At 43.1% G+C, this 20,675-nt stretch carries 16 protein-coding genes; 6 read left to right on the top strand and 10 right to left on the bottom strand.

What is annotated here, in order from left to right:
* Positions 1–102: 102 nt before the first annotated feature.
* Complete coding sequence (locus tag BS614_RS19310) at positions 103–504, top strand: VOC family protein (protein WP_074095176.1); 402 nt, start codon at positions 103–105, stop codon at positions 502–504.
* Positions 505–568: 64 nt separating this feature from the next.
* On the opposite strand, the gene BS614_RS19305 is transcribed toward BS614_RS19310, so the two are convergent.
* Positions 569–1,450 (bottom strand): AraC family transcriptional regulator, encoded by an 882-nt coding sequence (locus BS614_RS19305; RefSeq protein ID WP_074095175.1) that lies wholly within the window; start codon positions 1,448–1,450, stop codon positions 569–571.
* Between the two features lie 154 nt (positions 1,451–1,604).
* On the opposite strand from BS614_RS19305, the gene BS614_RS19300 reads away from it, so the two are divergent.
* Both BS614_RS19300 and csaA read left to right on the top strand, forming a co-directional pair.
* Positions 1,605–2,537, top strand: a complete 933-nt coding sequence (locus BS614_RS19300; protein WP_074095174.1) for a DMT family transporter — start codon at positions 1,605–1,607, stop codon at positions 2,535–2,537.
* Between the two features lie 22 nt (positions 2,538–2,559).
* A complete protein-coding gene (gene csaA, locus BS614_RS19295; protein ID WP_074095173.1) occupies positions 2,560–2,892 on the top strand; it encodes a chaperone CsaA in 333 nt (110 codons plus the stop codon).
* Positions 2,893–3,019: 127 nt separating this feature from the next.
* Here the strand turns inward: csaA and BS614_RS19290 are convergent, their stop codons facing one another.
* Positions 3,020–3,700 carry a TetR/AcrR family transcriptional regulator C-terminal domain-containing protein gene (locus BS614_RS19290; protein WP_074095172.1) on the bottom strand — a complete coding sequence of 227 codons (681 nt, stop codon included), beginning with the start codon at positions 3,698–3,700 and terminating at the stop codon, positions 3,020–3,022.
* Between the two features lie 136 nt (positions 3,701–3,836).
* On the opposite strand from BS614_RS19290, the gene BS614_RS19285 reads away from it, so the two are divergent.
* Positions 3,837–5,189 (top strand): MATE family efflux transporter, encoded by a 1,353-nt coding sequence (locus BS614_RS19285; protein WP_074095171.1) that lies wholly within the window; start codon positions 3,837–3,839, stop codon positions 5,187–5,189.
* Positions 5,190–5,299: 110 nt separating this feature from the next.
* On the opposite strand, the gene BS614_RS19280 is transcribed toward BS614_RS19285, so the two are convergent.
* The 8 genes from BS614_RS19280 to BS614_RS19245 form a co-directional block, all read right to left on the bottom strand.
* Positions 5,300–6,316 carry an alpha/beta hydrolase family protein gene (locus tag BS614_RS19280; RefSeq protein ID WP_074095170.1) on the bottom strand — a complete coding sequence of 339 codons (1,017 nt, stop codon included), beginning with the start codon at positions 6,314–6,316 and terminating at the stop codon, positions 5,300–5,302.
* Complete coding sequence (locus tag BS614_RS19275; RefSeq protein WP_074095169.1) at positions 6,309–6,953, bottom strand: GNAT family N-acetyltransferase; 645 nt, start codon at positions 6,951–6,953, stop codon at positions 6,309–6,311. Before BS614_RS19275 ends, BS614_RS19280 begins: the two co-directional genes overlap by 8 nt.
* A 12-nt stretch (positions 6,954–6,965) precedes the next feature.
* Positions 6,966–7,730, bottom strand: a complete 765-nt coding sequence (locus BS614_RS19270) for a MerR family transcriptional regulator (RefSeq protein WP_074095168.1) — start codon at positions 7,728–7,730, stop codon at positions 6,966–6,968.
* A 142-nt stretch (positions 7,731–7,872) separates the two neighbouring features.
* A complete protein-coding gene (locus BS614_RS19265) occupies positions 7,873–8,850 on the bottom strand; it encodes an alpha/beta hydrolase (RefSeq protein ID WP_074095167.1) in 978 nt (325 codons plus the stop codon).
* Between the two features lie 164 nt (positions 8,851–9,014).
* A complete protein-coding gene (locus BS614_RS19260; RefSeq protein WP_017688352.1) occupies positions 9,015–10,313 on the bottom strand; it encodes an NCS2 family permease in 1,299 nt (432 codons plus the stop codon).
* A 364-nt stretch (positions 10,314–10,677) separates the two neighbouring features.
* On the bottom strand, positions 10,678–15,135 hold the full coding sequence (locus BS614_RS19255; protein WP_074095166.1) for a carbohydrate binding domain-containing protein: 4,458 nt from the start codon (positions 15,133–15,135) through the stop codon (positions 10,678–10,680).
* Between the two features lie 43 nt (positions 15,136–15,178).
* Entirely contained in the window at positions 15,179–16,057 is an 879-nt protein-coding gene (locus BS614_RS19250; RefSeq protein WP_017688354.1) for a carbohydrate ABC transporter permease, read from the bottom strand.
* 15 nt (positions 16,058–16,072) lie between these two features.
* On the bottom strand, positions 16,073–17,023 hold the full coding sequence (locus BS614_RS19245; RefSeq protein ID WP_017688355.1) for an ABC transporter permease: 951 nt from the start codon (positions 17,021–17,023) through the stop codon (positions 16,073–16,075).
* 146 nt (positions 17,024–17,169) lie between these two features.
* Here BS614_RS19245 and BS614_RS19240 point away from each other — a divergent pair, with 146 nt between their 5' ends.
* Together BS614_RS19240 and BS614_RS19235 are read left to right on the top strand one after the other, a co-directional pair.
* Positions 17,170–18,879 (top strand): sensor histidine kinase, encoded by a 1,710-nt coding sequence (locus BS614_RS19240; protein WP_084174615.1) that lies wholly within the window; start codon positions 17,170–17,172, stop codon positions 18,877–18,879.
* Between the two features lie 11 nt (positions 18,880–18,890).
* On the top strand, positions 18,891–20,531 hold the full coding sequence (locus BS614_RS19235; RefSeq protein WP_074095165.1) for a response regulator: 1,641 nt from the start codon (positions 18,891–18,893) through the stop codon (positions 20,529–20,531).
* Positions 20,532–20,675 lie beyond the last annotated feature (144 nt).

Here is a 20,675-nt window from a genome sequence, read left to right as displayed (position 1 = left end):
TATTTCTAACTCCTTCATAATCGTATGTACACGATTATGTAATTTTGAATTGACGTAGAGTATATTAAGAGTGTCGAAAATATACTCTAGGAGGCTACTGCCATGTCACAAAAAATCTGGATGAACCTGCCGGTGAAAGATGTTGTGCAATCCACTACCTTTTTCAATGAGATTGGATTCCATGGGGAGAATGTTGGCAGCGAGAGAGCCCAGCTTGTCATAGGCTCAACAACGATTCTCCTGTTTCCGGAAGCAACCTTCGAGAAATTTACAGGTGCCAAAACCGCAGATACTTCCCATAGCGCAGAAGTGATATTTTCCATTGGTGCTGACAGCAGAGAAGAAGTTGATGCTTTTATTAAAAAAGTCGAGTTAGCTGGAGGAACCATCTTTGGCAAGCCGGGTGAAATAGACGGCTGGATGTACGGCGCGGGATTTGCCGACCTGGACGGTCACCGCTGGAACCTGTTGTATATGGATGAGAGCAAAATTCCGAAAAACTAATATGAAAACGCCGGTCCGTGTTTAAGGTCACTGGCGTTTTTCTATAGTCTCTGTTGTCTCAGTATCATCTTCTTGAGTTACGAAACTCTTTTGGTGTTTTTTCCTCATGCTTTTTAAAAGACTGGATAAAGTGATTAACGTGATTAAAGCCCACTTTCTGAGCGATCTCGGTTATTGTATCATTCGTCGATACTAAGAGATCTTTACTCTTCTTAATCCGGTATTTGATTAGATACTCGTATGGCGTCATATGAGCCGTTTTCTTAAAACATCTGGTGCACTCTGAAATGCTCAAATGCGCGACATCAGCAATCTCACGAAGCGTAACCGGATGAGCATAATTTTGATGGATAAAACTGAGCATTAACTGAAGTCTTTCCTGCTGACGCTTCTCGCTTCTTGGGGTTTCCTCGGAAGGGATCAAAATGTTGGATATCAATACAAACCATAGTTGTACCGTTTTAATTGAGATTTCGTATTCCCATCCCCAGTTTTTCCGTGTATTAAACGTCTCTCTCATTTCCCAGAGCATATCCAATATCTGCTTTTCCCACTCCAACTCTCTTCTAATCACGAGCGAAACCAAAGAAGAATTCGTATAAGGAAGTACATAATTTTTTTCCATTGCACTGTCTACATGAAAGGCTAATAGCTTTTCGGGAAAATTGAAACTAACATATTCACCATCATGTGTCAGCTCTGTTGTGATATGAAGAATTCTCTTGTTGATCAGGATCGCCTGACCCGTTTCCAATGTATGATCAATTCCGTTAATTTGCATAACCAGTTTGCCTTTTGTGACTAAAGTGATCTGTAGATCTTCGTGCCAATGCAAATCGTTGAATCCTCTGCCTTCGGGGATGCTTGTATGACGTGTATGTGTGTACATGATATAGGGAAACGAAAGATCGGAATACAAAATATCCTCATAAAGTTGCTTCACCATTCTATGACGTTCCTTTCTTTGACGATATATCTATATTATATAGTGATTTAACTGCACGAAATTCACAAAAATAATGATATTATTATATCAAATCTTTAACTTATCACAATAGCCTGTGCACAGACGACCGGATAAGAACTTTGGAGGCTTATATGTGAAAGAAAATAAATCATCGCTGCTTTTTCATCCGTATGTATTGCTTTTTATCGCCATTTTGTCGGTATCCGTCTCTTCAATCATGATCAAATCTTCGGATACTCCGACCGCTATAGCCGGTATGTACAGGCTGTATATATCAGCCATTATTATGCTTCCGTTTATCCCCTGGAAAACGATCCGCTTATTAAAAATGGATTCAAGGGATTGGATCACAGTTTTTCTGGCTGGCCTGCTTCTTGGTCTATATTTTTTATTTTGGATGGAATCGCTGGTGTATACCTCGGTGGCTAGTTCCATGGTCATTCTGGCGCTGCAACCTTTGTTTGTGATGATCGGGTCATACTTTATGTTTAAGGAAAGAGCGAGTATACCTACCATTCTATGTTTGATTACCGCCCTGTTCGGTTCGGTGATCATCGCCTGGGGAGATATTGGCGTTTCAAGAGAGGCTTTGATCGGAGACGGTCTGTCACTAATAGGAACCATACTGGTGTCGGCTTATATGCTGGTGGGACAGAAAGTCAGTCGAAAAATCGACGCGAATATATATAGTGTTGTTGTCTTTATTATTGGCGGAAGTGTCCTGCTGTTCTACAGTTTATTGAATAACTTTTCGTTGACCCATTACGACTCATCCGATTGGATGTATTTCCTGCTACTTGCGATCATACCCACCATTTTTGGTCAGTACATTTTCAATCTGCTGCTCAAATCCATTGGTGCAACAACGGTTTCTGTAGGCATTATCGGTGAACCCGTTCTGGCCATTATGCTGGCTTATCTACTGTTGGGAGAAACCATCTCTGCTTTTCAATTCGTAGGCGGATTAATTACATTGTCAGGCATGCTGATGTACTTTGGGCTGAAATCTTACCATGTTCAACTGTCGAAGTTCCTGCGCTTTAATCGATTTAGGAAATTAGGATAATAAAGAAAGAAGTGAATTTAAAATGGCAACTTTTGATGATTTCTTAAAATTAGATCTGCGTGTCGGCACGGTCACCAAAGCTGATTTTTTTGCAAAAGCTAAAATCCCTGCTATCAAACTTGAAATTGATTTTGGACCAGAAATTGGATTAAAAACATCCAGTGCACAAATCACGAAAAGGTATTCATCCGAATCTATTATCGGAAGGCAGATTATAGGTGTAGTTAATTTCCCTCCCCGTCGTATAGCCGGATTCAATTCAGAAGTGTTGGTGCTTGGCGGGCTGCCCGAACAGGGAGATGTTGTTTTGTTGAAACCTGATTTCGAGCTACCAAATGGTACTTCGATTGGATGATAAGAAGAAACCCACTGGAGTTTTATACTCGGTGGGTTTCTTGTTTTAAAACATTAGTTCTATGTAGAACTAATATTTCTCCTACATGGTTGAGTTTAATCTACTCAGATCGTGGTGTTCTACTTTTCTACTTCTCATGTTCCTTTATCACTTGTTCGATCCCGAGCAAAATAAGCTTCAAGCCAAACTCGAAAGCTCCGTCGGTTCCCATCACCTCAAACAGACCATTCTTATACATCCTGCTGAAAAGTCCAGCTTCCTTCTCACTCATAGAATCCAGAAGGTGGATCATCTCTTCACCCCGAAGTGCTTCCTGGTCCTTAAGAACAGCAGAGATATTGCGCTGATGCTGATAATCGTCCAGAACGAAATAGAATACATAGTTCACAAGTGTGAGAACGGCCTGTAATTTCTGCTCTTGCTCTAGTGGTGTTGATTCCATGCAGAGCAACATGCGGTTGGTGAAGCGGATCATGTCCGGTTCATGGGGCAACGTCATCATCATGAGCTGTGTGGAGCACGGGTATCTACTGAGCACACTCCGTACCGTCACCGCAAGCCCCTCCATCTGCTCCTTCCAGTCCCCTTCAGTGTGAAACTCGTCCAGAATAATTTTCGATATCTGGTTGGCCAGACGCTGGTAGAGTGTCTGCTTGCTCTTGAAGTACCAGTATAGAGATGGAGCCTGAATCCCCAGTTTGTCTGCCAATCGTCTCATGCTGAATTTCTCGATGCCCTCTTCCGCCAAAAGCTCCCACGAAGTTTCCAAAATCTTATCTTCCGAAATCTGAGGCTGTTGTTTTTTCATCGGTATCCGCCCTTTTATCTAACAGTGTAAGTTTATGCTTTACAGGTTCATAAGTTCATGATAACATCTAACACTGTAAGGTTCAATCTAACGGTGTTAGATTAGATCAATATTAACGAAGAAAGTAGTGATCCACATGGATGCAGAAAACCTCCATTACTTTGAAAAAGCACCAATCGCCAAAGCCGTAGCTCACTTTGCTGTCCCAATGATGCTAGGCACGTCAATGAGTGTTATTTACTCCATCTTGAATACCTATTTCCTTGGCACACTGGGTAATACGGCAATGTTAACCGCACTCGCATTAACTTTACCTTTATTCGCGGTCATCATGGCCCTTGGTAATTTAATTGGTATAGGCAGCGGCACATTCATCTCCCGTTTGCTGGGAGAGAAAAAAGTAGATGATCTGAAGCATGTATCTTCATTTGCCTTTTACAGCAGTTTAGTTCTCGGAATTATTGTGATGGCCGTTGGGCTCCCGCTGATTGAACCAATCGTTCATGGGCTGGGGGCAACGCCAGAGTCCTTCGGATTTACGAAAGAGTATGTCACGATTATGCTTATGGGTTCACCCTTCGTCATCTTATTCTTCACCCTGGAGAATATCGTGCGCTCAGAAGGTTCAGCAATGACTTCTATGACCGGTATGATTCTCAGTGTTGTTATAAATATTATCCTCGATGCACTATTCATTTTTGTCTTCCATTGGGGCGTGGTTGGCGTTGCATCTGCTACCGTCATCTCCAACTTGGTTGCGAGTGCATTTTACGCTTACCATATGAGTTATAAGAGTCAATTCTTAACCGTCTCCCTGAAATGGTTCAAGGTGACCAAGGACATCCTGAGCAATGTGTTCAAAATCGGTGTTCCCGTCTTTGTTATGAGTGTCTTCTTGGGTGCAATGTCGCTTATTCTTAACCTTTTTCTTGTCGAATATGGGGATCAGGCCGTTGCGGGGTATGGAATCTCATCACGTTTATTGCAATTTCCTGAGTTTATTCTGATGGGTTTGTGCGAGGGAGTTGTGCCGTTGATTGCCTTCTCATTCACAGCGAACAAATTACGCATGAAACAAACGATTGGATTCACGATCAAAGCTATTTTGGGCTTAGCCGTCCTGTTCGGTGTTATCGTTTATCTGATCTCTGACCACTTGATTGGTTTATTTACGACTGACCCGCAATTAATTGAAATGGGTAGCTACATTCTTCATGTAACCTTCTTATCCTTGTTTATTACAGGAATGACTTCTTTGTTTATGGGGATCTTCCAAGCAACAGCCCAAGGAACCGCCGCGTTTGTTATGTCCATAATTCAAGGGATTACACTAATTCCTGTCTTGTATATCGCTAACCATATGAACGGCTTTCATGGAGTGATCTGGTCGCTCGTTATTGCGGATGCCGTGGCGTTCCTAGTTGGGGCCATTATGTTATATGTTTTGCGGACCAAATTGCAGCCGGATCTGGAACATTTGGCACAGTAGTTAACGTATAACACGCAAAAAGGCAGGATAAGGGCGCTCCCTGACCCTGCTCTTTCATTTCGAAATGACAATTATCTATCTGGTGATACGAAGAGATCGTAAACCGTCAGTTATAAGGAAGAAGCGGTCAACATATGTTCTATTTCATCCATATACCCATCCACTGTAATGCTTCTCGGAGCAAACAGAAATCGTAGTGATTGTTTCCATTCCGAGCCTGCAATAGAGGTTGGTAACATCGAATGTTCTGTATTAGAGAAGATTTTCACATGAAGCAAGGGAGATGGCTGAATTCCTTTACGGTATGCTTGCTCTGTATCAACAATGTCCACATTCACATCATCTTCTCCAAGCAGAAGTAGTACAGGGGTTTTGAAATGTTGCAAATCCGCTGTGGCATCTGAAGCAAAATTTTTCTTTATGAAGTTCCAGCGTTCTTTGGAAATCAGATCATGCTCTCGAGCAATCTTAGTGTACTCTTCATATGTGCCATGTTTCTTTAAAATCTCTTTAATCTGGTTTTCATAATCGACCTGATTTTGAATCTCCTCGGTGGAATGACCATCCTTCGCCATCTGGCTGCGTGTGTTGTATTCTCCCTGTTCCAACCAGTTTATCGCTGGTGATACCAAGATACTGAAGGCGAGATGTTCTTTCCCAGCAAGCTTAGGAATCACCCAGCCTGCTTGGCTGGCACCCCATACGCCTATTTTGGAATCATCAATGATGGATTGTTCTTTCGCCCATGCAATTGCTTGTTGTGCCTCCACAACACGATCATCCATGCTTTGATCTAGCCAGTTTCCCTCTGAACCCCCGATTCCCCGTTTATCTAGCGATAAGGATGCATACCCGATCGATGCCAGTCGCTCCCATAACGGTTTGTATCCCTCACCATGAGTAGAGTCTATCGGACCGTCACCGTGAATAAACAGCACTAGACCTAGCTTGCCTGAATGGTTTCTGGGTAATGTGAGCGTACCTGTTAACTTGCCCTGGGGTGATTGAATTTCAACGGATTGTTCCACCATGTCAAATTCACTTTGAGCGACTATGTACAGTCCTGCACCAACCATCAGTAAGATTGCCACAATAACTGAGATGTATCGTTTTTTCCAATTAAACATAACTATCTCCTTTGTAAATCATGTAATGCCATTGGTTTTCGCCTAAGAGCAGGCCGGTCAGAAAGCTGTTTGTACTATACTGCTTGCGAAATTGATAGCGTTCATATAACTGTATTGCTTGATGATTCTGACTTGCCACATGCAAGCTAAGAAATGACATTGATTTGGATTGCAACATATATTTCTGTGCCCATTGAAGTAACTGTGTACCAATTCCCTTGCCTTGGTGCTGTGGATGTACAACCAGATCTTCCACATAACATTCGCCTAATGTAGGAGTATGCTTCAGCAGATGTAAACCAGTTATTAACTGAAGCAGTTTCCACATGCCAACCCTATTGCACTGGCCCCACCAATGAGAATTGGCACGAACGCTTGTTATTGCTGCTCTGTTATCTGCTTCCTTCCATTTCAAGCACATGGTGCCAACAATCTCCTCATTTTCACGAGCAATGACTCGAAGAGTACTTTGTTCCATGGGCGGATGATTAAGCAACTGTTCAAATACGTAAGCCAGATCAATTATGGACAATGAAGTGATCTTTTGAAATTTGTGTCCAAAACCATAAGCCATGAGTTCAGCAACAGTTTGATGAAACTGGGGACAAACGGGTTCTATCTTAATGGAAGTTGTCACTGTGTGCCTCCCCTACTCGATCATTTGTAACAATAGCTCATAATGAAGCTTTTCTGGTGTGAATAAAGATAAATAAGATTTCTCTACCATAATAAGTGGACCGTGATACGGATAGCCCTGGTGTTCTGCATAAGCATAAAATTCGTTGATATGTTCTTTGAGTTCAGCTTCAATTTGTACATATACATGACGAGAAAGGTATTTTCCTCTAGGCAAAACTAAATCGTTCGCTCCCTCCTTTTGTGTATAAATTCCTACGGTGTCCGTCTCGTCGTACGCATAATGGATGTCGGCTTCAAATAGATTGGGAATGTTTCCTTTATGTTGGGTCAGTTGCCTTGCTTGCAAGTACCCTTGCGCTTCCATATGGAACCACAGTGATAAGTGAATCTCCTCACGAGTAACAATATAATAAGTCACTTGATCCTCAAGCGGAATATGCTCTTTCTCATGCAACAACTTGCTGATAAGGTGCTTTGTGTGCTGAAGCTGAGTGATAGCTGCTTCCGTGTCTGCCAACGCTTGGCGAAATAATGATGTGATTTGAATGGTTGTCAGATTACTCAAACATTCCTTGATCATTTGAACAGACAGTCCCATTTTGCGAAGCAACAAAATATGAGATAGACGGTAAATTTCATCTACCCCATACATCCTGTATTGGTTTTCTGCTATATAAGCAGGGTTCAACACCCCTTTTTCTTCGAAGTATCGAATTTGATGTACAGAGACTTTCATCAGCTTTGCCAGCTCGCTAATCGTAATTTCATCACTCAACCAATTCACCACCTTTGCTGTTTTTCATATTACAAGCATAAACCTTAGGTCTGACCTAAGGTCAAGTCTTTATTTTAGTCTCTCCTGATAACAAAAAAACCACGGCACCAATTTTGGCACCGCAGTTTATTAATCAATCATGCTATTGAATTTGTTTCATGTAAGATTTGAATTCCTCGGCAATTTCTTTGTATTTCGTATGATGCAGGTAATGTGAACCTTCCATCGGGATCATTTTTCCCTGTGCGGATTGTTTCACTTGCTCCTCATGTAATGGAATCCACTGAGGATTTTGCTCGTTATTGGATTGAACGAAGAGCAGCATCGGCAGATCACGAGGGTAAGTGAGTTTTTCTCCATTTTTGAAATTGGAACCCAGATGTTTAAGCTCATCTACTAATGTCGGATTTGTCGAGACTTGATTCGAAATCAACTTCATCTGTTCTTTGGTATGTTCATCATAGTCAAGTGATGCATATGAATCACCACTCACTTTATTGAGTACTCTCATTAAGCCTGATTTTTGAAGGAATTTCATTAAGTTCAAAGGTAATTTAACATCCATGCCAGGTTGATTTGGAACACTGCTATCGATCCCGACAAAAGCAGAGACTTCATCCGGATACGTGTTCACATAAGTCGCCGCGTACAGTCCCGTGATGGAATGCCCCATCAGAATATAACGATCTATACCGAGCTGCTGTACAGCTTCATGAATTTCACTAACAATATTCTCGGTGGTTCTCTCCGTTTCGGTTTGGTCACTTAACCCATAACCAAAAGGCTCAATCGCCACAACTTTGTAATCAGAAGTTAATTCATCGATTAACAATTTGAAATCAAGTACTGGTGACGGTGTTCCTTGTCCGGGAAGTAACACGATGGTTTGTTCGCCGCTACCTTGAATGGATACATTCATATTCTTCCCATCAACATTGACATATTGGCCGTACGATTCGATTTTCTTTTTCTCTGCCCCATTACTTATCGTATGAACGACAAACGTGATGCCCATGAACAGCACCAGCGCGCCGACAATACCACCTATTATTTTCAACCATAAGTTCCGTTTTTTACGGCCCTTAGTCCCCGTTGTTGTTACATCCACTGCTTCTGCCATTTCCATCTTCTCCTGTCGTTTATATCTGTAGAGCCGCTCTTGCGACATAGGTATAGTGTAACCATGAAAGATGTCCCCTTCGTGACGGGAATATGAACGGAGTATGAACAAGTAAAAAAAGAGAGCTGCTTGTTGAGAGCAGTTCTCCATAGGATAAGACAGTTTTAGTGGTCCAGGAACACAAGCTGAATGAAGAACAATACCGCAAAAATGTAGAAGATTGGATGAACATCTTTACCTTTTCCACGAAGCAGCTTGAGTACCGGATAAAAGATGAAACCTACGCCGATGCCTGTCGCAATACTATGCGTCAATGGAGTAAGGATGATAATCAGGAAGGCAGGAAATGCTTCTTCGAGATCATCCCATTTGATTTTGCTGATAACGTTAATCATAAAGTATCCAACAATGATCAGTGCCGGAGAAGTGATCGCCGGAATGCTTGATATTACACTTACGATCGGTGTGAAGAACAACGTCAGCGCAAGCAGCACACTTACCGTTACAGCGGTCAGTCCCGTTCTTCCTCCTGCAGCTACCCCTGTGCTGGATTCGATGTAAGCCGATGTTGGACTTGTTCCGAGCAAAGCACCTGAGGTTGTTCCTACGGCATCTGCCAATAATGCGCCACGCGAGCGTGGAAATTTACCATCCTTAAGCAATCCTGCTTGTTCAGCAACGCCGAGCATCGTGCCCGTCGTATCAAACAGTGTGATCAACAAGAAGGTAAATATGATCGTATATAAACCATTCGAGAATACCCCTGCCAGATCCAGTTGCAAAGCCGTTGAAGCGAGGCCTTGCGGCATGGATACAATCGATTCAGGCATTTGGAATAGTCCCATGATCCAGGCAAGTATCGCTGTTACCACCATTCCGATGAACAGGTAACCTTTCACATTGTAAGCCATCAGCACAACGGTAATAATCAATCCGATAATAGTCAGATAAGCCATCGGCTCAGCCAAGTTTCCGATCGTAATCAAATTCGATTCTGAATCGGCAATAATCCCGGCATTTTGCAAACCTACCGTTGTAATAAACAATCCGATCCCTGCGGTTATGGCATGTTTTAAGCTAGCAGGAATTGCATCTAGCAACATGTAACGGAATGAAGTCAGTGATAAAATAATAAACAAAATCCCTGCTATGAATACGGCTCCCAGTGCAACCTGCCAAGATACGCCATATCCGGCAACTACGCTATAGGCAAAGAATGCATTCAGGCCCATACCCGGCGCGATGACGATTGGATAATTGGACCATATTCCCATAATCAGAGTTCCCACAATACTTGCAAGTACCGTTGCTATGAATACTCCGTTAAAGTCCATGCCTGTGCTGCTGAGTATTCCTGGGTTTACGATAACTATGTATACCATTGTGAAGAATGTTGTAACCCCTGCGATAATTTCTGTGGGGATAGTCGTGCCTCGTTCTTTAAGTTTGAACCATTTGTCCATGGTAAAGCCAGCCTCCAACTTTCAAATTATACTCCAAAGCTAAAAACAAAAAATCCTAATCTTCATATAGGATTGTAATATTGTCGCTCCTATATTCGTTGTTAGGATTTAAAGATTCAACAGCTAAGCTCTAAACTAAACATAAAGATACTCATATCTGTTTTCAACCTGAAGTCCATTTCGTATTTTAATTAAAATTACATGCAATGTCAATGAATTAACGATTTGTTCACAGTTATTTACGAACTATACAGACATTATATCTTGTGTTCATTCGTTTTTAGAATAGAGATGGAAAGATTGTCAAAAAATCCGATTCCAATATACCGGAATCGGATTCTTCATTATATAAAGAATTCAGAAGTTAATTGGCAGGACCCAGATTAATCAAGCTAACTTCGGACAATGAGACGGTTGTGTTGCCATCTTGCTCACCATCAATGTTACCCAGATCAAATGAAATTCGAGTATTCGCATAGCTGTCTTCTGTTGCATCAAATGTAAACGTGAACTCCTGTTCTTCTGGGGTCAAATCAACTCGTGCCCCAAAGAACCCATGCCATTCATAGTTGGCAGCTGCATCGACCCATCCAATCCCCAAACCCAATTTCCTGGACTTCTCCGCTTTGGCTTTAAACGTTAATTTATATTTAAAACCTTGCTGTATGCCGAATCCTTCATTGATGACTTGACGATCCCATGGATGCTGGCCTGCATAACCAATCTTGGTTTGAAGCTGTTGATTGCTAACTTGCATCTCAAGGTCCGCTGCATTACCATCCGCGTGGGTAAACCAACCTTCCTTACCTTTGGAGAAGTCTCCATTAGGAATAAGGTTAACATGAGCTGGCTGACCTCCTTGATCTGCATTCGGATTAACTTCATATAATTGCACGTTATTGATGTGAATCGAGTGTTCACCTGTAGATAGCGGATATCCTAATCCAAATGCAAGCAAAGCTGCCGAATCGGAGCTATCCCCCATAGTGAAGGTGTAAGTATATGACTTTTGATCTGCGGTTAATTCCACTTCTTCTTCAAAATACTTCACAAAATCCCCTGCATTCTGAGAAAGAACCGCTTGCATGGATTTAGGACTTGAAGCAGATGCCTCGAAGGTAAGTCGGTACGTTTTGTTTGCATCAAGTTTGATCTGCCCTTGTTGCAACAAAGCATCCCACCAATGTTCACTTGTACCAGGCAAATTAACCGTTAATCCTGCGCCCTCGTCATGTGAGGCTGTTAGATCATTAGGAATTAGCTCCCAATGATTCAGATCAGCTGTTAGCTCACTGTTCTGAATTTTGTTTTGTGAAATATCCACCCAACGTGTATTATAATCTGCTCCTTCAAAATTCACATAATAGGGTTTGCCTGCTGTCAAGTTAACCCCTGGAAAATACACCGTTTTATATGCTTGCCATCCACCCGTGTCTCCGAGACTCAGGTCTGATTGTGCAACGGTTGTCCCTTGTTCATCCTGAATGCTGAACTGAACCTTGGAATCACTTTTTCCACTTGCCATTCGGGCAGACAGAACATATACTCCGTCGTGAGCTACATCGATTTTATATTGCAGCAGATCTCCCTGATCCATGTAACTGACATGTTTTCCTCCTTCTACGGAGTCCTCCAGTTGTAAGCCCTGCATCATCCAGGCTTCGGTTGCAGGTACATGGGCGTAGCCATTCACTGACAGAGGTTTGCCGCGTTTCGTCAGACGAACATTGTCCACATATACCTTACCTTCAGAACTGCCGAATAACAGTCTTAACTCGGATTGTGCGATTGGTGCTCCATCTCCAATGATGATTTCTCCAGTGAATGTTTTCATTTCTTGGTTCAAGGAGAGGTTTTGCCCTTGATGAACCTGTACTGTATGCCCATTACTGCTGACAACATCAATGTCGATACTTCGCGGTGTGTCTGCCTTGGCATCTAAGGAGAAACCATACGTTGTATTCGCTTCCAGTTTCAAATCCGGTTGGTTCACCGAAACTTGTTGTGGGTCATTATTCGTTTGAGTAACATCAACAACCAGTTGACGCTCCATAATTGGGAATTTCGAAAAGTTATTTACACTTATATTGGCTGCCGCACTGTCCTGAATGCTGCTTGACCAGAATCCCAGACGCTCCTTGCCTTGATCGAATGTGCCATTGTAAATAAAGTTGCCATCAGGTAGCGCGTTTCGTTCGACAGTTAACGGATCAGCTTCACCCACCTCGATCAGCCTGACATTGGCAAACCAAACGGTTGTATCATCCAACCCCAGATTAAATTCGAATCTGGCATTGTTATCCGTGCCATCCCGCATATTGAAGGTATAGTCATAGGATTGCCAATCTGTCGTGAGTGCAAAGGTGTTATCACCCGAATAATTGGTCCAACTTTTTTCAAATTGATTCAGTTTGGACATGATTGTACGGTTAGCAGATGCTTTCGCATCAAATTGTATCTTGTACTTTTTGTTTTTCTTGATGTACATCGGCATCTGAGTCAGTTGAACCGAGTAGTTTTCAGTACCCGATGCATCAATGGTAACTTGTGCTGCTTTCCCTTTCTGCTCATCCGTTACAACTTTGACACTGCCAGCTCCATCAGCATTTGTGATGAATTTCCACTGAAGAGGCACTCCATTGTCTTCAGACCCTTCCGCAAAACGATCATTGTAGATTTGATTGCCATCGGTTTGTGGTTCCCGCTGTTGCGCAGGCTCGATGGGATTTGTTGTTACATCAGGCCATGTGTCTAGATTTTTGTAAGAATATACACGCACAAAATCAACATTCATCTTTTCGGAAGTGAAGTTGCTTTCAGGTGCCCCCGGCCAGTCTCCTCCAACTGCCAGATTCAGAATCAGATAGAATGGACGATCAAATGGTGCAGGGAACGTATAATACTCGGGTTGGCCCGCGGCCTTCGTTTGCCAGTTGGTCACTTCATGGTGCAGCTTACCATCCACATAGAAACGAATCATACCCGGCAACCATTCCACCTGGAAATCATGATAATCGTCAGTGAAAGTTTCTCCCTTCGGAAGAGTAAGACTTCCCTGATCATGTCCATGGGAGCCGTCAGGCTTCACACTGTCATAATGCAATGTGCTATATACCTTGTTATTACTCTCTTTGCCACCAATTAACTCCATAATATCGATTTCACCAGAGGCAGGCCATCCACCATAATGTGCTTCATCTGTTGGCATCATCCATATGGCAGGCCACATGCCTTTTTCAATCGGAAGCTTTGCACGTACAACTACTTTACCGTAGGTCCAGTCTCCTTTTCCCATGGAGATCAGTTTGCCAGAGCTGTAATCTTTACCGTTTTTCAGACCCTTTTTTGCTTCAATCTGCAACACGCTTCGTTTCTGATCTTTTGTAATACGAGTGTTATCCGGGCTGTAATATTGCATTTCATTGTTATAAACGAGTCCTGTATCCTGCACGGTCCATTTGGAAGCATCAATCGAAGGTCCGTTAAACTCATCATTCCAGACCAGCTCCCATTGATCATGCGGAATCGTTGTTGCTGGAACCGGTTTTTCGCCCGCAGGATTGCTTGGTGTTGATGGTGTAGACGGTGATTGCCCGTCTGGAGAAGATGGTGTGGGTGTACTTGTCACATTTGTTGAACCACCAGGCTGCGATGAAGCAGGTTGTTGGGTTTCATCCACCATGGATGTGCGCAATCCTTGTTTTACTTTCTCTCCGTTGATCACCACATCATCGGCATCTACACTCAATTTTTGGATCGTACCTTTGGTATCCATTCGAGTCTGACTCGCTTCTGCATGAATATTCATGGAATCAATCAGGCTGTTTGAAGAGATCTCCAGAATGGATTTCTGCTTTACATGCATCTCCTGAATGTTACTTTCTTCCGTAATGGAGATTCTGACGGGTTCCCCACGTTTGTCAACGACTACTCGATTCAGCTTGGAGTTGTTAATGTTGATGGAATGACTGCCTCCGCCTTTAATGATGACACTTCCTGTGACAGTTACGCCCTGAAGAACAACAGATCCTTCACCAATGCCTTCTGCCAGCAGCAGATTTCCATTAACAGTCATATTTTTCAACATGACATCCGTTGAATTAATAATCAAGTTGCCATCCACCCGGGACTCATATATACCAGGAGCACTTTTCACATCAGCAATCATCGCCGACAACATTGTTGCCGTCTCTGCTCGTGTAATCGGGGATTTGGGATTTAATTTACCTTGGAAGCCTTTAAGAATATTTTCGGTCACCAGATAGGTAAGCGCTTTCTTTGCATAACCGGAAATATCATCTGCATCCTGAAATTTCAATTGTTCACTTTCTTCATTTGTAACCGCTGAAAGTTGAAAAGCTCGATCTACCATAACCGCTGCATCTTGGCGTGTAATCGGTTGTTGTGGTGACAGATGTTCACGGTCTGTCCCTTCGATGATGCCAGAACCATTCGCTCGTACCATCACGTCATAGTACCAATCGTCTGAAGTCATATCCGCATATGAACCAGTCGCCGCATTACCGGTGAAACCAAAGGCCCGATCCAGAATCATCACGAATTCAGCTCGGCTAATGACCTGACTGGGCTTGAACGTACCGTCCGTATAACCTTTCAATAAATTCAAGTCTTGCAACCGTGTAACTGCAGATTGTGACCAATGCCCCGTCAGGTCTGTATAGGGAACAGAGAAGTGCAGGCTTTTCGCCTGCACATTTCCCACCTCCGCTTGACCCTGTACACTTTCTGCTCCAGCAGTTGCTGGATAAACGAGAGAAGCCATTAAACTCCATGCCACCATACATGCCAGTCCTTTTCTCATCCTTCTTCCTCCCTCAGCTCAGTTATCCTTGCATTTGCATAGCCTATTCCTTGACTGCTCCAATAACGATCCCCTTAACGAAGAAACGTTGTAAAAACGGGTATACCATCAGGATCGGAAGCGCGCCGATAAAGATCTGTGCTGCGCGTACGGTTCGCTGCGAGATATTCTCCAACATGGAAGGATCGACGTTGATTTTGCTGAGATCTTGCTGAACAATAATGGTCTGTAATAGAGAAGCAAGTGGATAATTTTTAATATCAGACATATAGATCATGCCGTCGAACCAGGAGTTCCACTGATACACCATCGTAAATAAGGACAAGGTTGCGATAGCTGGAAGTGAAAGCGGTACGTAGACCAGAATCAACGTTTTGATATGACCTGCTCCATCCAAATAAGCTGCTTCCTCAAGTTCTTTGGGCAGACCGCGGAAGAAGTTCATCATGAGAATAACGTTCCACACGGACAGTGCGCCAGGCAGAATAAGCGCCCAGATTGTATTCATCAAGCCAAGCTTCTGGATCAGAATGTAACTTGGAATCAAACCGCCGCTGAACAAAATGGTAAATACGAAAAACCACGTATATAAGGAGCGACCTTTAAAACTGATGTCTTCCTTCGACAACGGAAATGCGGTTAAGAGCATGATGACCATACCAATGATCGTCGCAATTACAGTCCGTTTAAGTGATACGATCAAGGAGTTGATGAAGTTTGAATTCCCGAATGTTTTTACATATGCGTCCGTTGTGAACCCGATGGGCCAGAAGGTAACCAGGTTTGATGATGCTGGCGCCATACTGCTGAATGAAACAGCCAATATATGAATAATTGGTAAAATGCAGAGTATCGATAATATCCCAAGAAAAGTATAGTTAGCGATGCTGAATATGCGGTATCCTTTTGTTTTATAATACAAGCCCTTTTCTCCTCTCTAGAAAACTCGATAATTAGCTAGTTTGTAAGCCATTCTGTAAGATATAACAATCAAAATGGTAGCAACCACAGATTTGAACAACCCTACTGCTGTGGCAAAACTCATCTTCCCGTTCAGAATCCCGAGTCGATATACAAAGGTGTCAATGATGTCGCCTTTGTCATACACAAGCGGATTGTACAAGTTGAATACCTGATCAAAACCGGCGTTCAGGATATTGCCGATAGAGAGTGTCATCAGCACGATTGTAATCGGCATTAATGCCGGAATCGTAATGTGTAGCGTCTGTTTAAATCGGTTGGCCCCATCCACCTCGGCAGCCTCGTAGAGTGCAGGATTAATTCCTGAGAGAGAAGCCAGAAATACGATCGTACCAAAACCAAATTCTTTCCACACATCACTGAGGATCAGCGTTATCCGGAACCATGTACCGTCTCCCAGGAAGAAGATCGGTTCTCCTCCAAAGGCTACGACAAGCTGGTTGACCATGCCGCCCTGAGGAGACAGGATATCGAGCAGAATACCACCGAGAATAACCCATGATAGGAAATGCGGTAGATACACAAGCGTTTGACTTACTCTCTTGAATGCCGTCAAGCGTACTTCATTGAGCAAAATGGCAAACAGGAATGGAGCGAATAGTCCTGCGATGATTTTGAAAAATGCAATGACCAGCGTATTCCAGATCACCTGACCTACGTCCGGATATAAGAATAAATATCGGAAATTGTCCCAACCCACCCATTTGGATTCAGAAAATCCCAAGTATGGTTTGAAATCCTGAAAAGCAATTACAATGCCGCCCATCGGTATGTACTGAAACACCAGTGCCAGCAATACAGCTGGAATGAGCATCATATGCAAGGTCCAGTTCCGTTGCATATTCCAGCGCTGTTTAACCCTGGTGGAGCGCCGTTTATGCGGCGTTTCTAACGTATGTTCCTTCACTCCTGCATCCCCCATGTTCTAAATTTTGTATTTTACAAGTCATCGTGAACTTGTATATTAAAATTATAGCAATGGAAATTTGTGATCTATATCCTAATATTGCAACAACGATATCAATATTTTAATAAGATTAAGGAGGTTGGACTTTGTTCACACGCTTGAATGTCTTTACCAAAATTACACTGTTGTTTGTGATGCTGCTTATTCTGGTGCTGTTTCTCTATACATACTCGAACCGGGAAAGCGTGCGTGTTATCGAACACGAGATTCAGAACAATACGATGAATCATCTCTCGACATTTGCTGATTCAGTAGAATCCAACATTTACCAACTGTCATTGTATGGGATGTCTATTGGGCAAGATTCGAGTATTCAGGAATATCAACGTCCCGACTACAAGGACATTCCCTATGAACGTGTGAAAGTTGGAAGTGCCATTCTGGAGAAGATGAATCTGTACAACGCAGCAAGCAAATGGCATTCGACCATCACACTATACTTCCCAAGGATGCAAAAAGTGATATCAACGGATTATTATGCTTACATTCCGTACAGGGATGATGAATTTAAGGAGCCTCTCTCGCAATCCTGGACCTATGCTGACAATCAGTTTATCTGGTACACTACCGATCCAACGACAGCGATGGCGAGACCTGGCAAAGCCAGATTGATTACCAAAATCAGTTTTCCAGTTCATCACTTAACTGCACTTCTTAATCAAAACAAGTTAAATAATAAAGGCGACCCGTTCATGTTCCATCCCGATTATGGATTAATCAGCAATAGTTCTGGAAAGGAGACCTTGAACGCAATCCTGCCTTCCCTGAAAGAAGCAAAACTGCAGGCCAGCGGTGGCTTCAGTACAACGTTGAACAAAACGGAATATTACGTCTCCTACATTCAATCCAAGAGCCTCGGCTGGTATTATATTGACTATGTGCCTATGCAGCAGATTTTGAAACCGATTACGAGCAGCCGGAATCTTTTTTACGCTTCAATTGCCGTTCTGATCGTGATGAGCGTTGTAGTATTATATACACTCTACCGAAGTGTACAGCTTCCACTCTTACAGTTGGTGAAAGGGACAAATCGCTTGTCCACCGGGGACTTTTCCGTTCGGCTTCATCATTCTGCACGCAATGAGTTCAGCTTGTTATTTGCACGTTTCAACATCATGGCTCAACGAATTCAAGAATTAATCGAGAATGTATATGAGGAGAAATTAAGAAGTCGGGAAGCCACGCTCAAACAGTTGCAATCGCAGATTAATCCGCATTTTCTATATAACTGTCTGTTCTATATCAAGAACATGGCCCGAATGAAAAATGAAAAGGCCGTAGTAGCCATGGCACTGAATCTGGGAGAGTATTACCGATACATAACCAGGTCCGAAAAGGATCAAGCCACGCTTCGTGAAGAGCTGACAATGGTCAAAAATTATTTGGAAATCCAGTCACTTCGTCTGGAACGGATGCATTTTACAATCGAAGTGCCCCATGATATTTTAGATAAAACGGTTCCCAGACTGACCCTGCAGCCTATCATTGAGAACGCTATCATTCATGGCTTGGAGCCCAAATCACAGAACGGTGAGATCAAAATTTATGCGGACTGCAAGGATGATGTATACACGATTACAGTGGAAGACAGCGGACTGGGCATGTCTGATGAACAACTTGAGGACTTGAAAAATAATCTTCACAAACCCCTTGATGAGAACATGGGTTGCGGTACATGGAACGTCCATCAGCGTTTATCATTTCTGTATGGTGATGGATCAGGACTTGCCTATGATCATTCTGCATTGGGTGGTGTAAAAGTTAACATCGTATGGCACGACAATACTAACAAGTAGGTGAAAGCCCCATGCTGCAAATATTACTCGTGGACGATGAACGTTCAGTTGTGGAGACCCTGTCAGAGACCATTCCGTGGGAAAGCTGCGGGATCGGCACGGTCCATGAAGCATTATCCGGCGCGGTAGCGTTGGAAATCATGGAAAACCACGACATTGACATTGTCATTACAGACATACGGATGCCCGAAATGTCGGGTATTGCACTTATTACAGCGATTCATGAAAAATGGCCCCAAGTACAGACGATCCTGTTATCAGGTCACGCAGATTTTGAATACGCAAAACAGGCTATTGCGCAGGAAAGCTTCGATTACTTGCTAAAACCGGTTAGCGATGAAGATCTCATCGAATCGGTCCAACGTCTCGTTCATCGAATTAAAGATAAATGGGAAGCTGCGGCTTCCCATCAGAGAGCCCTCCACGCCTTTCAGGATCATCTGCCGTTACTGCAATCCACGATGCTGCATGAGCTGTTGACAGGAAAAGTCTATGATCAGAAGACGCTGGAAAACAAGCTGGATCTGCTGGAGCTTCCCTACTTCGTTGGTGAGGATCTGGGCATGTTGATTATCCGTATGGAGAAACATCTATCCGATATGGCACACGGCGACCTGGCCCTAATGGAATATGCGATATGTAATATCATAAGTGAAGTGATGCATAATCATTTTCATATCTGGCACACACGAGACGTTCATGATTACATTGTTGTTCTCGTAAGCATGAAACATTCCACAACGATGAGTTATAGCAGGAGTGAGACGCCTCAGACATTGCTTGAGCAGTATGCTGCCCAGATTCAAACCAATGTTCAGTTATACCTGAAAGGTGCAATCTCCATTTCCGTCTCCAGTTGGGGCAAGTTTCCCCACGAAATTGGAGAACTCTATGAGCGAACGGTTATGTCCATGCGTAAACGGATGGGTCAGGTGCAAGGTTTGTTTGTCACCGCTTCCGATGAAACGGATGCCAACCCTCTACATACGATCAGGTCGCTGTATCAGCCACCAACGTTGATTAGCCTGCTCGAAGCTGGTCGCTTTGAGGATGTGGAACAGAAAATCGAGCACATTTTTGAGGAACTGCTGCATTCCAATGAACATCATGATATTGCCGAGTCAACCTTTGAGGTGTATTTTGCTATTGCGGGCGCGTTTGCGTACATCATTCATAAAAATGGCAAACAAATCTCTTCTTTGATACCAGCAGAGTCCTATCGTTACTTTCAAGCTCCCAGCTATTCCACTGCGCAGCAGCTACAGGACTGGTCCGTGCGTACACTTCATTACATACGAGATGATGCTGAACAAGAGCTTAGAGACAATCACAGCACCATTGTGCGCAGCGTCAAAAGTTTTGTCGACCTTCATCTGGCTGGAGATGTATCACTGCCTGCAATTGCCGACCATGTGCATCTGCACCCAGTCTACTTGTCCAAGGTATACAAGGCGGAGACAGGTGAAGCACTTACTGCCTATGTGTACCGGTTAAGAATGGAGAAAGCAGCCTATCATTTGCGAACATCAACCGCCAAAGTGTTTGAGATTGCAGAACTTGTCGGTTACAACAATACCGCATATTTCATCCGAGTTTTCAAGAAATTTTATGATCTTACACCGCAGGAATATCGGGAAAATCTGCCGGTTTAAGAGAGTACACAGACCAGACTTGACGTTCTGGTAATCTCTCCGCTTTCCCCTTCTCCATATCAAATACAAAAAGGCATTGCCGGAGATCTTCTCCTGCAATGCCTTTTTGGTGCTTATGTGGCTGCGATGATTCAATTCAGCCAG

Origin of the sequence: Paenibacillus xylanexedens, from assembly GCF_001908275.1 — a bacterium.
Classification (GTDB): Bacteria; Bacillota; Bacilli; order Paenibacillales; family Paenibacillaceae; genus Paenibacillus; species Paenibacillus xylanexedens_A.
Note: the sequence above shows the minus strand (reverse complement) of the source record. Positions and strands in the feature narration are given on the sequence as shown.

Excerpts from the sequence above, each read along its gene's own strand:
- BS614_RS19310 (WP_074095176.1), top strand. The coding sequence starts at position 103 with ATGTCACAAAAAATCTGGATGAACCTGCCGGTGAAAGATGTTGTGCAA.
- BS614_RS19305 (WP_074095175.1), bottom strand. The coding sequence starts at position 1,450 with ATGGTGAAGCAACTTTATGAGGATATTTTGTATTCCGATCTTTCGTTT.
- csaA (WP_074095173.1), top strand. The coding sequence starts at position 2,560 with ATGGCAACTTTTGATGATTTCTTAAAATTAGATCTGCGTGTCGGCACG.
- BS614_RS19290 (WP_074095172.1), bottom strand. The coding sequence starts at position 3,700 with ATGAAAAAACAACAGCCTCAGATTTCGGAAGATAAGATTTTGGAAACT.
- BS614_RS19285 (WP_074095171.1), top strand. The coding sequence starts at position 3,837 with ATGGATGCAGAAAACCTCCATTACTTTGAAAAAGCACCAATCGCCAAA.
- BS614_RS19280 (WP_074095170.1), bottom strand. The coding sequence starts at position 6,316 with ATGTTTAATTGGAAAAAACGATACATCTCAGTTATTGTGGCAATCTTA.
- BS614_RS19265 (WP_074095167.1), bottom strand. The coding sequence starts at position 8,850 with ATGGCAGAAGCAGTGGATGTAACAACAACGGGGACTAAGGGCCGTAAA.
- BS614_RS19260 (WP_017688352.1), bottom strand. The coding sequence starts at position 10,313 with ATGGACAAATGGTTCAAACTTAAAGAACGAGGCACGACTATCCCCACA.
- BS614_RS19255 (WP_074095166.1), bottom strand. The coding sequence starts at position 15,135 with ATGAGAAAAGGACTGGCATGTATGGTGGCATGGAGTTTAATGGCTTCT.
- BS614_RS19235 (WP_074095165.1), top strand. The coding sequence starts at position 18,891 with ATGCTGCAAATATTACTCGTGGACGATGAACGTTCAGTTGTGGAGACC.